Consider the following 14,306-nt stretch of genomic DNA (forward strand, 5'->3'; position numbering starts at 1 on the left):
TGAACGAAGCTCTGTAAAACGAAAAAGTCGTTATCCGCATGACTCAGTCCTCTGAACTTCCGCTGGCTGAAAACGCAAAAAATCCGGTCTCCTTATAGGAAGCCGGATTTTTTGCTGTAACCAAGCATAATTTCGTTCAGATTCTGGCAGTGTCACAATACAGCTCCATCAGATATGGAGGATCCACCTGGCCAGGTAGAAGTAAACAAGTAGAGAGGAAGCATCCACGATGGTTGTAATCATAGGCGCTGCCATGATGGCCGGGTCCGCTTTGATTTTCTTTGCAAAAAAAGGAAGCAGTGCTCCCATGAGCTTTGCCATAATTACTGTGGCAAGGATTGCTAAAGAAACCACGAGAACGATAAGCGGTTTATCCGGATATAGTAACCGGAGCCTGATATAGGTGAGGAGTGCCAAGACCGTACCAGTCATGAGAGATACCTCAAACTCCTTGATAAACACCTTCACAATGTCCTTCATTTCAATTTCTCCCAGGACCAATCCACGGATGATGAGCGTACTGGACTGGGAACCTGAATTTCCTCCAGTGTCTGTGAGCATAGGGATGAACGTCACAAGAACTGGAATCACAAGAAATGCATCTTCAAAGGATGTCAGAATGGCACCGGTCAAAATACCAGAAAGCATAAGAAACGTAAGCCATCCCATTCTGTTCTTCGCCAATTCCCATACAGAAGTCTTCAGATAAGGCTTGTCTGATGGCACAGTACCTGCCATCTTCTCAAAGTCTTCTGTATCCTCTTCCAGGATAACATCCATGATATCATCCACCGTGATAATGCCCACAAGTCGGTTTTCCTTGTCCACCACAGGAAGTGTCATAAAATCATACCGGCTGAAAATCTCTGCCACATCTTCTACGTCATCTTCTGTCTGCACACGAACTACTTTTTCTTCCATGAGGTCTTCCACTGTGAGATGGTCTTCAGAAAGAAGAAGCGTTCTTAAAGTGACCACCCCCAGCAATACTCTCGTATCACTGACCACAAAACAGCTGTACAGCGTCTCGCTGTCCTGGCCGTTCTGTCGGAGATAATCAATAGCTTCTGATACCTTGAGACTTTTCTTTAAGCTGGTATATTCTGAAGTCATGATGCTTCCAGCTGTATCTACCTTATACTGCAGAAACCGGTTCAGCGTAGCCCGGTCCTCTGGATGTACCCGGTCGAGAATTTCTGCCACCAAAGAGGCTGGAAGTTCTTCCAGAAGATCCACCAGGTCATCCACAAACATTTCCTTCACCAGATGATCAATCTCTTCTGTTGTGATTTCAGAAAGAAGAGTTTCCTGAAGATCCGGATCCATTTCAGAAAAAACATCTACCGCAAGATCTTTAGGCAACAGCCTCATGGTGAGAATTCTCTCATCCTTCGTCATTTTCTCTATCAGTTCAGCCAGATCCACTGGATTCTCTTGCTCCAGTTCCTTTCTGAGCTTCATGAATTCTTTGTTTTTTAAAAGTATTTGGAGGTGTTCTAGTTTTTCCAATACAATCACCTCTCCTTTCCATTTATCATCTATCAGTATAAATCATCTGATTTTTATTTTCATCCTTACGACGTGAATACTTCAGATTTTTCTCTCCAAAGACCTCTGTTAGGACAAGACGGACTTCAAAAAACTGTAGAACCTTTGAAACTCCTTATTCTGCAGATTTCCCGGTTGGGTCACAAAGTTGAACTCCCGGACCATCCAGAGGTTTTTCACTGAAATTTCTTTCAGTGTACCAGAAGAAAGTTCCGAAAGCACCGCATCCTTGTACATAAAGCTGATGCCAGCCCCTTGCTCTGTAAGCTTCTTTAAAAGACCAATGTTTCCGATGTCAATGACCCGCTCAAAGCCTCTGATCGAGAAGTTGATGGTGGACAGCCCTGTTTCCAGAACCTTTCGGGAACCGGATCCTTCTTCTCTCACCAGGAGAGTTTCAGGAAGGAGTTCTTCCATGGAGACCTCTTTTCTTCCGCTGAGCCGGTGCTCCTGACCCACCACTAATATAAACGGCACTTCTTTGAGAAGTGTCACCTGATAGAGCGCTTTATCCACAATCCCTTCAATGAGGGCAAAGTCCAGATGTCCCGCCTGAAGATGGGAAAGCAGCACCTTGGTGTTGTCCACCATCAGGGAGAACTCCTCCTCTTTAAAGGTGTCATAAAACAGCTTCAGATGAGGCGCCAGTGTATATTCGCCCAAGGTCATCGTTGCACCGATATAGTACTTCTTTCTCTTCTTTTTCAGGTTTTCCAGTTCCTTTTTCATCATTTTTTCCTGATAAAGAAGAAACTCCGCATACTTTCTGAAGACCATACCTTCTTCCGTCAAACTGATTCTTCTGTTCTCATAATGGAACAGCTTCACATCATACATCTCTTCCAGCTGTTTCATTTGGTGGCTCAGTCCGGGCTGTGTCATGGAAAGTCTTGCGGCGGCTTTTGTGTAGCTTTCTTCTTCCACGATGGCAATAAAAGTAAGCAGTCTTGGATCCAGCATTGTTTTGCTCCTCATCTATAAATTTTATGAATGGATTAATAAATATATATAATTATATTTTATAGTTTAAACATGTTAAAATCAAGACATCATATGAAATAGTGAGGACATACAATGAAAAACATACAAAAACTGCTTCCCGGAATTCTATTGTCATTATTACTAGCGCTGACAGCAAATCAGCTTCAGAAGATCATCCCCGGACATCTCATCAGTGCGGGTGTCTTTGCTCTCCTATTGGGTATGGTCATTAACCCGTTCATCTCAGGAAACAAGAACTTTTCTGGAGGTGTTCAGTTCACCTCCAAGAAAATCCTGAAATTCTCCATCGTTCTCATGGGTCTCGGGCTAAGTTTTTCCCAGATCTTCTCTGTTGGAAAGTTTTCTTTGGTGGTCATGACCTTCACTCTAGCTTCTGCCTTCCTTGGTGGATATCTCCTTGGTAAAGTCATGGGTCTTCCCTGGAAACTCTCCAGCCTCATCTCAGCAGGCACAGGCATCTGCGGTGGCTCTGCAATTGCTGCCATCGCGCCTGTCATTGAAGCGGAGGACGCCCACATTGCCTACGGTATTTCTGCAACCTTTCTTTTTGATATTCTCATGGTAATTCTCTTCCCCATCATGGGCAGATTTTTCCAGATGAGTGATCTTGGATTTGGACTCTGGTCCGGTACCGCTGTCAATGATACCTCTTCTGTGGTGGCTGCAGCCTATGCATTCTCTGATGCTGCAGGACAGTACGCTGTCATTGTGAAGCTCACCCGTACTCTCTCCATTGTGCCAGTGGTGCTGATTTTCTCTTATATCCACGCAAGGGTGGAAAGCAGAAAAACTGCATCACAAGGTCCTGTACATGCGCGGAATAAAGTGGATCTCAAAAGCATCTTCCCATTTTTCATCCTATTTTTCCTGCTCATGGTGGGCATCAAGAGCACGGGGATTGTGCCTGATGCGGTGAGCAGCCAGATTACCTCTTTCAGCAAGCTTCTGATGGTTATGTCTTTAGGCGCCATCGGTCTTAAAACCAACTTCAGCGAGGTCACCAAGTCAGGCTTTAAACCCATGGTTCACGGTTTCCTCATCTCGCTTCTGGTGGTGGTGGTCTCCTTCCTGGTTCAGCTGATGATGGGCCAGATCTGATGCTATGGAAATACAGAGCTGATTCTCTTCTTAGAGCGTCTGCCTCATCAAAAAAGGGATTCTCAGCGAATCCCTTTTTTCTATGCTTGTTAATGCGAATTCAATATTCTGTGTCTACTGATATATACCATAGGTTTCGGCTACATCCTGTACAAAGATGATGCCATTTCCAGGCTCATCTATGGAAAGCTTCTTCCGTATATTATCCACGATTCCTCTCATATCTTCCTTCTCTGATAAGATGATCACCATTTCTTTTTCTGGTTCAATATCCATATTGAACAGCTTCATGGTTTCATGGATACCAGACCCTCTTGCGTTGATGATCGTTCCGCCCTTGGAGCCTTTTTCCTTGGCTGCATCTATGACATCCTCTGCCAGACCACGGTTTACCACCGTAATGATTATCTGATACATAAACTTTTCAACCTCTCTTTCTATCCCATCATGGCGCACGTTGCAGCTGGACCCATAGACATCATATGCAGGTATGGAGAACATAATTCCATGATTCGGTTTCTCAAAATGGAACTTTTGATCTAGCTTCTGCATGACTTCTTTTGCAAGGGTTTCTTCTGCACCCAATAGAATGATCTCTTTTCTCTCTTCATAAAGTGAAAGAAACTTCAAAAGAGAACTGTTTGCAGTACCCTTCCCATGGAAAACCGTTCCACCAGATACGCCCATTTTTTTTGCGCTTTGGAGCACTTTACTCCCTAAACCATAATCGACAATGACGTAAATCAGTTGAAAACCAAGAATATCTTTAATGGATTTCATGTTCCTTCACCGCTCCTTTCTTCTTTGCTTTACTCTGGAATACCAGTCCCAGAAGCTGCAGTGTAATAATGGGTGCCATGGCCACCATGGCGATCATCCCAAACCCATCTACCAGCATATCGGCTCCTTCATAGGCATGTGCCGCTCCTTGGACAAAAGCTAGGATAAATGTGGCTGTCATGGGTCCCGTGGCTACGCCACCAGCATCAAATGCAATACCCACAAAAAGTTTGGGAACTACGAACATGAGCCCAAGTGAAATGATGTACCCTGGCACAAGGTAGTGCATCAGCTGAATTTCAGGAATAAGGATTCTGATGACAGAAAGTGCCACTGCGAGCCCAACACCAAGAGAAAGAGGCACAAGAACCGCAATTCTTTTGACATACCCGCTGGTGACTTCTTCAATCTGATGTGTTAAAACGTGAACCGCAGGTTCTGCTAGAATCGTCACCAGTCCAATGATGAATCCGATGACCACAATGGGTATCTTGTTATCGAGTAACGCCAGTGCTGTTCCTATGAAAGTACCCACATCCATGAACCCGCCATTGACACCAATGAGAAAAATCACGAGCCCAATGAATCCATAAATAAACCCAGTGACCATCTTCCGGAACTCTCTCTTTTGCAGTTTAAGCACTGCTTTCTGAAGTACGAGAAGTATAACCACCAGTGGTGACATGGCAATGATGCTTTCAAACAGCATATCCGGTATCAGTGCAATGAAAGGCTTCAGAATAGAATCCGAAACAGTAACTACAGACTCAATATCTGCATTAAAGGATGTATTCTTCGTAAACAGGTCCAGAAGCATCACACCAAGAATTGCACCGGTGGAAGCGATGGCTACCAGTCCGAAACTGTCTTTTTCAGACGCCTTGCTGTCTTTTTTCATTTTAGAAATACCCAAGGAAAGGGAGAGTATAAATGGCACCGCCAGTATTCCCGTGGTTGCGCCAGAAGCATCAAAAGAGATGGCAAGAAACTCTCTGGAGGTAAAAATTGAAAGACCAAAAATAAGAACGTATAATATCATCAGCATCTTATAGAGCGGATAATTGTAAAAAATACGAAGAAAACCAAGCGCCAGCATAAGAGCAAGTCCGATGGAAACAATCATCAGAATACTCATGGAGCTGATCTGTCCTGAGGTGACAAACCCCACCTGATTGGCTAGAACCAGAAGCCCTGGCTCTGCAATGGATATGAAAAAACCAAGTACGGCACCGGCAATAAGCACAATCCATAATTTATTGGATTTGGCCAGTGCTGTTCCAGTATAATCTCCAAGGGGGGTTACCCCAATATCGACACCAATGAGAAACAGAGTAAGCCCCACCATGATGAGCGCTGCGCCAAAAAGAAACCGCCCGATCATGGGTCCCTCCATGGGGGTCAGTGTAAAGTGAAGCAGCAGTACCATCACTGTGATGGGAAGCACAGAGGTCAGCACCTCCATGAATTTAGATTTAATTACATACAAAACCGTCATCCTTTCTCTAGTCAGATTTGCCTTTTCAGGCAGCTGGCCAAGTTACATTCAGCCGGATATTCTCTGGTATCTCTGCTGATGAGAAGAAGTCTTCTCCACCGCAATGACTGGAACTTTTTCTTTATGAACTTCATGAAGAAAAAGCGTCCCCAGAAGGAGTCTGTCCTTTACAGGAATCCTGTTCCATTCATATCCTTTGAAGAGATCTTTCACAAGAAAAATCTCCTCTTCTTTCAATAACTTGACTTCAGAAAGTGCTCTTTCTAAAAGAACATCCACATTCATTATACGCACCTTACCTTAAATATTCTTAACAATGTTGTTGTATCTATTGTATACCACAGATGAGGTTCCTGTCCAAATTTATAAAAATAAGACTCCAGATCAACTGAAGCCTTTGCATCTCCTATTCCTCATTCAAATCCCCGTACTTTATACTCTTCAAGGAACCTTTGCCATTTCTTCTCTTTTATGGTCTTTCGAATATCATGATAACAGTAGCAAGTATACAGCGTATAGTACAAGAGAAAAAAGGACACGTAGTGAAATTTCAGTATCCAGAAACTCTGAACACAGGCTACCACATTAAGAACTGCCGCTCCTAGGATGAACCATCTACAGAGCGAGAGTTTTTCTGGACACAACGTATAGAATACGGAATGCTCTTCCACATCTTCGATCATCTCAAGCTTTCTGAACTTTTTTTCAATCATAAGTCTGTTGATCCCATCAAATAAACCAACTGCTGCAGAAAGGGCAAACAGGATGATTACAGGGATCCATTCATCATAGTAAGCTTGTACCAATGCAACAAGGCTGACTGTTCCAAAAAACATCGATAAATAAGCTCTTTTTCTGTTTTCAGACATCTCTTCTTCTCCTTTTATCTCTTCATTTTGGGACCGGAACCCGAGCTTCATGCTCTTGTATGAGGTATCTGAATATTATTCCACAATTACACTCAGAAGTGATACCCCAATTTCTTCTCTTCTCTACCCATTTGGGAAGAACTACTTGAGAAGATACGTCACTGCTAAAATGATCCAGTTTCATCTTCCATGCGCATGTCTAGCCTGTATCTACTGAAGGATTTGAAATACAACAAAGTACGGAACAAGTTCAATGCCGTTGTCCTCTTTTCGTAGAATGATCTTTTTCTCCAGCTGATAGGTTCCTTCTTCAAGCTCTCCATACAGCCAGACCCATTCCACCTCATGAAGGACCTTTTCTCCCTTGGGAAGCCCATATCCGATATCTTCAAACCCATAGTCCCCTTCAATGACCACCGGAAGATCCTCATACTGATTCTGAACAAGCTTTCGAAGTATGAAATCCTCCCCAAAAAGAGCTTCTCTGTCTGTTATGTTCAGAAATTCCAGTTCCAGGCCTTTAGGGGATACCGTACCTTCCACAAGCTTCATGGTGATGCCCTCTACAATCTCTTCTCCCTCTTTCTCCAGTGGAAGTGAAGAAGGAGGTTTGGGTGTTTCACCAGATGATTCCGTCTGGTTTGGACCACTGCATCCGGTAAAGAGCAGCAACGTCAAAAGGCAGAGACATTCTACGATCCTTTTTTTCTTCATTTGGATTCACTCCTTAAGTTACTTATCAGCTGGAAGCTGCTGCACTGGCTTGCGCAATCACCGCATCGATGGCCAATACCACCGCCAATGCATACCTTTCATCCACATGGTCCGCAATATCAATCACATAACTGTCTCCCCAAGTGAACCATTCTTTAGAAATAGATACCACAAAATCATTTCCTTCGTAAATCTCATACTCATGATCCCAAAAATCACCGGATACCCGCCAGTTGAGTCCCTCAATGCTGTAGGAAGGTTTGAAAAATGTCAGTTCCTTGACGATTTCAGCCACTTCCTGCCCATCTATGTACACATAAAATCTTGGCAGAAAACTCCATACTTTCTGCTGGATATAAGCAGCCTCCTGGCCACTCTCATCATAGACATGAAGCTTTTTCCCCCAGGAGAAAAGCTCTCCTTCCACGTAGTAGCGGTCTCTTCCTTCCTCATCTTTGATGTAGAACCTGTCTGCGAAGGAAAATACCTTCTGTTTCATATATAGCTTCATTGTTTTCTCCTTTATGTTTTCTCAGTTTTTATTACTATGAGCTCTTGTATCGCTTCACCTGGCTGGTTTCTTCCTGGGTAGTGATTCTTTACCGTCTTACCTGCTGTGACGCTTGAACCGGATAAGCCCCCGAATCCCAAGCCCTACGATTAAAGCGGCCAGGAACACCAGAAGGACTCCACCAGAAAACAGAAAAGAATAGAAGTTTCTTGAAAGAAATCCTTCGGTGCGGTCCACCAAGGTGATTTTCTCTTCCCGATACATCGTAAAAGTGAGCTCCTTCTCTGGAAGGGTGTCAAAGACGCCAACATATTCACCATTCTCTTTTTTGTCCAAAGGCAAACTAGAAGAAATCACATAAGGGTATCCTTCAGAAGGAAGCACACGAAGGGTTAGGTTCGTGAAATCCTTGAAATATCCTGCAGGACTCAAGAGGTATTCAAAAGTGTAGGTAGGATCTTTTGAACTGCGGCGGTCCATGGCTCCACCAGCCTCATAAGAGATGGAGATGGTCTTTTCTTCCCCCGCCTGAAAAGGTGTTTCGTAGTAAAGGAAAATAAGCCGCTCCTCGTGCAGAAACTGTGCCAGATCATCCTCCGTCACAAGTCTTGCTGAACCAAAGGCATCATCGAGATTCTTCAGGAAAAAATTCCTCTCCGTCTGATTGTTTATGACAAAATATCCCAGATACTCACTATCTGCAATCATCTCTTCATAATAATCCTGAAAGAGCATGCTTTTCTTCGTAATCTCCACCGTATAATCCTCATTCTCTGTGAGCCTTACGCCTTCAAAGGTGTGGGCTTCCGGTATGAGATCCAGTGCATCTCCCAGCAGAAATACTTCAATGGTATCCTGATATCGGACCGAAGTGCCAATATCATATTGGTCCGCCGAATATCCATAACTGTTGAGATTCTTTGCAAATACCTTTTCTGATCCTTCCAAGGAGAAAGACACCTTTCCTGTAAAATGATCTTTCTTTAGGTTTTTGAAGGTTACCTGATAGAGGACACCAGGTTCATCCAAGCTGAAATTCACAGGCTCATAGCTGCCTGTCTCCATCTCATTCAACGCACCTTTCAGATCAAGCTTCTCCTCTTCCAGATTTTCCTTCCGATAAGCGTCTCCATAATAAAGGGTATATGGCACGGGACTTCCATCCACAAGCACTTCTCCCCCAGGTTTTCTGCTTCCTGAAAAATTTCCGAAGTAGGGAAAAACCATGGCCGATGTGATCTCCTTCTCTGACGTATTCTTCATGGTGTACTCTGCGTTCGCTTTGGCTACGATGGAATAATCTTCTAACAAGTTCTCTCTGAAATCAAAGGTCAGATTCTCTTTCAGGACCGAGATGGGAGAATCTTCCTCCACAATCATCACATTGGAAGATGGTGATGATTCCCAGTAGACCGGAGCTGAATTCGCCCATACATGTATGCTGCCGAAGGAAAAAAACAGAATCAAAACAATCACAAAAGCTTTTTTACGCATATAGTCTCTTCACCTCTTTCTATCATTTTATCATACTCTTTGCGTAAGTCTTAACAAAATAATGAAGTTATCAGACTTTCTCTGATGATTTCCCGAAAAAATGGCCGAAGCTCTCATGAAAAAAGCTTCAGCCTATGTGTTCTTATGTGGTTTTTCGTTTATTTTCCTTATCCAGCATGATACCAAGAATGATCCGGTCCGCTTCTTTTCCGCCTTCACAGCTGAGAATCCCCAGATTCTCAATGGTTTTCTCCGCATCTTCCTCGATGATTCCTTCCTGGCACCCAATGGCGATGCCGCTTAAGGCCAAGGTGGAAGACATGCAAGCTGCACTGGTGCAGGTAGCCACTTTTAAGGCGCATCCGCCTTTGGCTCCATCACAGATCATTCCTGTGACGTTTCCCAGCATATTTTGGATGGCGCCATGGATCTCCTTTTTCTTCCCACCCAGAAGATACGTAATTCCGCAGCTGGCTCCTGTGGCGGCAATGGTTGCTCCACATAGAGCGGAGAGCCTGCCGAACTTGGTTTTCATGTAGATGGTGATGAGATGGCTGAGAGCCACGGAGCGCAGAAGAAGCTCTTCTGAAAGATTCATTTTCTCCCAGAAAGCAATGACCGGAAGAGTCGCTGTAATTCCCTGATTTCCGCTTCCGGAGTTGCTCATGACGCTGAGCGAAGAACCGGCCATTCTTGCATCAGAGCCTCCTGAAGTCAGAGCCATGGCATAATTGATGGGGTCATTGGACTGGTGACCCTTCTCCATGGCTTCAAAGAGTGTTTTTCCGACCTTCAGTCCGTAGTCTTTCCGGATTCCCTCTTCTCCGATTTTCTTGTTGATCCGGATGCTTTCTTCCACTTTGCCCAGTTTCTCCACTGGGACACTCTCGATGAACTCCAAAATCGTCTCCATATTCATGAAGCTGTATTCTTCCTCTTTCTGGAGAACCTGTTCCTTGAGATCAAAAAGCACCTCACCATCAGCTTCAATATGCGTGATGTTGGTATGCCTGTCTTCGATGATGACTTTTGAGTACCCATGTAATGACGTTGCATGGACCTCAATATAGAGCTTTTTCAGTATATCTGCCTTATTGATTCTAATTCTGCCTGCAGAGATCATTTGGGTGGCTTCCAGAATATTGTCCTCGCTGATGCCAGACAGAACTTCAAGTTTTCTGTCCGCATCCCCCAAAGACCCCAGCGCTGCCGCAAGGTTCATCCCGGTTTTCCCTGTGCCTGGAATGGAGACACCCATGGCGTTCTTGATGATGTTTCCACTGGCATAGACCTCAAGAAACTCCAGCGGTTCTTTCAGATGATTGCTGGCAACGGCAGAAGCCAGCGCAATGGCAATGGGCTCTGTACACCCTAAAGCAACAACAAGCTCCCGATCGAGCACTTCCAGAAAAGCATGTTCATACATATCACAATCCCCCGATAATTCCCCTTTGTTACTTCCCATTATAACGGTGAAGCACGGAAAGTTCCACCGGATTTCCCTTGAAACAGAATGTAAATCAAGAGAATCCCGAACTTTTTCATCATCACCTTCCAGTCATTCTCACAGCTAGAACATCAGTCGTCATCCTGCACACATCAGAGGTTTCTCAGGGCCTCTTTTTGGAGAATCCGGATACGGTTTTGCGGAAGAGATGCCATGAGCCCTTTCTCTTCGAACTCTAAAAATTTCCTGCTGATGGTTTCAGGGGTTGTGCCAAGAAGGGAGGCCAAATCCTTTTTCATCATGGGAAGTGTGATGATCTCCTCCTGATTTTTCTCCATGAGATCTAGAAGGTACAGTGCAATCCTTGTTTCTACTTTTTCTGTGCCAATGGCTGCTGTCTGCTTTTCCTGGGCATCCAAACGCTTCGAGAACTCACTGAGGATCTCCATGGAGATGGTTGGATACTTCAGAAGAAGTTTCTGAAGATCTTCCCTCCGGATGCTGCAGATTCGGGTATCTTCCAGAGCTTCTCCATAGGAGTCATGGACTTTCTCATTAAAGAGTGCCAGTTCCCCTGTAAAGTCTCCTGGCTGAAGAATCCTTAAGAGCTGTTCTTTCCCCTGTTCTGAAAGCCTGTAGATCTTCACTCTGCCCTGGCTGATGATATAAAGGGCATCAGAAGTCTCTCCCGCCTGATACACCAGCTCCCCTTTACGGTAAGACAGGCTTTCAATGAGCGCAGAGATTTCTTCCATTTTGTCTTCCTCCAGGTGATTGAAGATCGGCACCCTGCTGATGCAGCTTTTTTCGCTGAGTCCATGGCTGCAGCCATGACCACAGGTTACTTCCGTCATACAAATTACCTCCATCCATTTTATTCTATCTCTACCTATTATACTCCAAATCCAATCAGATATTGTTCCTTAAGTGAGAGCTCCATATCTCAGGAAAATTTGAATAAACCCCGGATTCCACCGGGGTTTACCATATATTTCTCTATTCTAAGAGGACAGTTCTCTGAACCCATTGCCTCGCTTTTCATTTATGAGCATCTCCAGAGCTTTATCCTTCTCCAATGGCATACTGATATAGTATCCCTGGGCATAATCGCACTGATACTTCTTTAAAAAGTCCAGCTGCTCCTCTGTTTCCACACCTTCTGCCACCACCTTCAGTCCTTCACGATGGGCCATGGAAATGATATCTATGGAAATGTAAGAAGGTTTCTCATTTTCCTTGATTCTGCTGATGAAATGCCTGTCCAGCTTCACGGCATCTATGGATAGCTCCCGAAGCCTCGCCAGGGAGGAGAAGCCTGTGCCAAAATCATCCATGGACACCTTTATGCCCTTTTTCCTGATCTGCCTCAACTTCAGGTTGATGAGATCAAAGTTGTCAGAAAGGATGGACTCTGTGATTTCAAATTCCAGCATCTCCGGATCAATCTCATACTCTTTCAGCACTTCTTCTACGTGGGCGGTGAACTCTTTTCTCAAAAGCTGCAGCACTGAAATATTCACAGCAACAGTCCTTCTTTTCATTCCCGCATCATCCAGTTCCCTTAAGAACGCACAAGCTTCACGTAAAATGAGAAGTCCCAAGTCATAGATGAGATGATTTCTTTCTGCGATTTCAATAAACTCCAAAGGCGGGATCATGCCATAGTCAGGAATCCTGAATCTTGCCAACGCCTCAAATCCAATGATTTCTTCGGTATCCAGACTGATTTTAGGTTGAAAGTGCAGGAAAAGCCTGTCTCTGCTGTGGTCTTTTCCCTCCAGAAGCAGCCTGAGATTTCTCAAGATACTTCTTTCCCTTTCCGCATGTTCCTCCATTTTCTCATCAAAATAAGGAATGCTCTCCGCATCATGGTGCGTATTTTTTCCTGCGGCAATGGTCGCTGCTTTTAGGAGCGCCGCTGAGGTTCTGAAGTGTCCGATATCAGGCACAACGCCAATCTTCACCTGCAATCTGTCTCTTTCATCTTCGGCGGAGAAATCCCGTGAAAACAGTTCCTGGAGATTTCTGAGAAAATCTCGATTGCCTTCACGGCTGGTGGTTTCACAGAATATACCCAGATATTCTCCATCCAGGAAGAACAGCTCCTGGTCTATGCCCATTTGTGTCCGGATCCTCTCTGAAACTTCCTTTAGAAGAAGCTCCCCATATTCATGCCCATAGGTATGGCTAAGAATGGCAAGGTTTTCCAGATGAAGCAGAATGAAATCTTTCCCCTGTAGCCGATGATTGTGGATTTCTTTATTCACATACTCTCTGAAGAACTGCTCATTGGGAAGCCCTGTTCTTTCCTCATAATATGCAATCTCGTAAAGCTTTCCTCTCTTCTTGAATGCATAGTACAGTGTCCCAGTGACAATAAGAAAGATCACAATGAAAATGAGAACCCCGTAAAAGATGATCTTTTCCACTTCAAGATCCATCCCTCGAAGATCCCAGGCCAGTAGAAGAAGACCTTCCTCCTCCTTGGCCGCCACCGGAGTCACTGTGAGAAAAACAGGTATGCCCTTTATATCTGTTCTTCCCGTTCTGTAGGCTTCTGCCCGATTTGTCTGAAGAGAAAGATCGCCATACTTCTTTCCTATATAGGAAAGCTCACTGGAGGCCTGGACGGTCTCGTCCCGGTTTAATAGAAGCACTAGATAAGGTTCATGTTCTTTATAAATCTCGTCCAAAAGGGCTTGAGACTCAAACTGGGCCATGAAACCATTGATATTTTCTGCAAGTACCCCTAGCTGATAAAAGTATCCATCTGCTCTTCTGATATACACATATTTATAGTGAAGTTTTGATTCTGTATCCTGGCGGATGTTCTCCTCCATGTAGTAGTCTCCACTTTTTTGATATCTCTCCACTGGATGCCCCGGCGAAGGACTCCAGCCTACAAACTGTCCGTCCATACTGCTCACAAGAGTTCCTTCTAAATCATATAGATAGATGGCATCCAGCTGCAGTTTTTCTCCGAGAACCTTCAGATTCTCTTCATCCATGACTCCATCGTAAAACAGCACTGACTCCGCAGCAGCTCTCATTTTTTGACCGAGAATTTCTTTGAACATAAGGTAAGCTTCTGAATAGGTTTCTATGGTCGTCTTATAGCTTCTGGCAAGATTTTCCGAGGAGGTCTCAAAGGTCTCATACTGATTCTTGACGCGATTCTCCACAATCAGGTACGTGGCGGAAGTGAATAGAACAAACAGCAGCAGACAAGGCACCAGAAAATATAGAAAATGCAGTTTCTTTTTTCTATTCTTCCTCATATATTCACCAACTTCTTTTTTAAATTAATTAAATATTAATTTAAATTTATCAACAGAGCACTGGGTTGTC

At 44.2% G+C, this 14,306-nt stretch carries 13 protein-coding genes; 1 reads left to right on the top strand and 12 read right to left on the bottom strand.

Annotation, left to right across the window (positions count from 1 at the left end; translation table 11 throughout):
- Positions 1-168: 168 nt before the first annotated feature.
- Both mgtE and T487_RS0103135 read right to left on the bottom strand, forming a co-directional pair.
- Positions 169-1,509 (bottom strand): magnesium transporter, encoded by a 1,341-nt coding sequence (gene mgtE, locus T487_RS0103130; RefSeq protein WP_031573922.1) that lies wholly within the window; start codon positions 1,507-1,509, stop codon positions 169-171.
- A gap of 108 nt (positions 1,510-1,617) precedes the next feature.
- On the bottom strand, positions 1,618-2,508 hold the full coding sequence (locus tag T487_RS0103135) for a LysR family transcriptional regulator (protein ID WP_051651458.1): 891 nt from the start codon (positions 2,506-2,508) through the stop codon (positions 1,618-1,620).
- Positions 2,509-2,622: 114 nt separating this feature from the next.
- On the opposite strand from T487_RS0103135, the gene T487_RS0103140 reads away from it, so the two are divergent.
- Positions 2,623-3,648, top strand: a complete 1,026-nt coding sequence (locus T487_RS0103140) for a YeiH family protein (protein ID WP_031573927.1) — start codon at positions 2,623-2,625, stop codon at positions 3,646-3,648.
- A gap of 114 nt (positions 3,649-3,762) precedes the next feature.
- On the opposite strand, the gene T487_RS0103145 is transcribed toward T487_RS0103140, so the two are convergent.
- The 10 genes from T487_RS0103145 to T487_RS0103190 all read right to left on the bottom strand — a co-directional run bounded on the left by T487_RS0103145 (position 3,763) and on the right by T487_RS0103190 (position 14,236).
- Positions 3,763-4,428, bottom strand: a complete 666-nt coding sequence (locus T487_RS0103145; protein WP_031573929.1) for a P-II family nitrogen regulator — start codon at positions 4,426-4,428, stop codon at positions 3,763-3,765.
- Positions 4,415-5,914 (bottom strand): DUF1538 domain-containing protein, encoded by a 1,500-nt coding sequence (locus T487_RS0103150; protein WP_031573932.1) that lies wholly within the window; start codon positions 5,912-5,914, stop codon positions 4,415-4,417. Before T487_RS0103150 ends, T487_RS0103145 begins: the two co-directional genes overlap by 14 nt.
- A 57-nt stretch (positions 5,915-5,971) precedes the next feature.
- The gene (locus T487_RS0103155; RefSeq protein WP_479725065.1) at positions 5,972-6,208 is read right to left on the bottom strand and encodes a single-stranded DNA-binding protein; all 237 of its coding nucleotides are present in this window, start codon (positions 6,206-6,208) and stop codon (positions 5,972-5,974) included.
- 128 nt (positions 6,209-6,336) lie between these two features.
- Positions 6,337-6,792, bottom strand: a complete 456-nt coding sequence (locus tag T487_RS0103160) for a hypothetical protein (protein WP_031573938.1) — start codon at positions 6,790-6,792, stop codon at positions 6,337-6,339.
- A 210-nt stretch (positions 6,793-7,002) separates the two neighbouring features.
- Complete coding sequence (locus tag T487_RS15720; RefSeq protein WP_051651459.1) at positions 7,003-7,506, bottom strand: immunoglobulin-like domain-containing protein; 504 nt, start codon at positions 7,504-7,506, stop codon at positions 7,003-7,005.
- 25 nt (positions 7,507-7,531) lie between these two features.
- Positions 7,532-8,017, bottom strand: coding sequence for an LURP-one-related/scramblase family protein (locus T487_RS0103170; RefSeq protein WP_031573942.1), 486 nt, complete (start codon positions 8,015-8,017; stop codon positions 7,532-7,534).
- A 96-nt stretch (positions 8,018-8,113) separates the two neighbouring features.
- Entirely contained in the window at positions 8,114-9,511 is a 1,398-nt protein-coding gene (locus tag T487_RS0103175; RefSeq protein ID WP_031573945.1) for a hypothetical protein, read from the bottom strand.
- A 142-nt stretch (positions 9,512-9,653) separates the two neighbouring features.
- Positions 9,654-10,976 (bottom strand): L-cysteine desulfidase family protein, encoded by a 1,323-nt coding sequence (locus T487_RS0103180; protein ID WP_242848004.1) that lies wholly within the window; start codon positions 10,974-10,976, stop codon positions 9,654-9,656.
- A 134-nt stretch (positions 10,977-11,110) separates the two neighbouring features.
- The gene (locus tag T487_RS0103185; RefSeq protein WP_031573950.1) at positions 11,111-11,812 is read right to left on the bottom strand and encodes a Crp/Fnr family transcriptional regulator; all 702 of its coding nucleotides are present in this window, start codon (positions 11,810-11,812) and stop codon (positions 11,111-11,113) included.
- A gap of 147 nt (positions 11,813-11,959) precedes the next feature.
- Complete coding sequence (locus T487_RS0103190; RefSeq protein ID WP_031573952.1) at positions 11,960-14,236, bottom strand: putative bifunctional diguanylate cyclase/phosphodiesterase; 2,277 nt, start codon at positions 14,234-14,236, stop codon at positions 11,960-11,962.
- Positions 14,237-14,306: the final 70 nt, after the last annotated feature.

Origin of the sequence: Proteiniclasticum ruminis DSM 24773 (assembly GCF_000701905.1) — a bacterium.
Lineage (GTDB): Bacteria > Bacillota > Clostridia > Clostridiales > Clostridiaceae > Proteiniclasticum > Proteiniclasticum ruminis.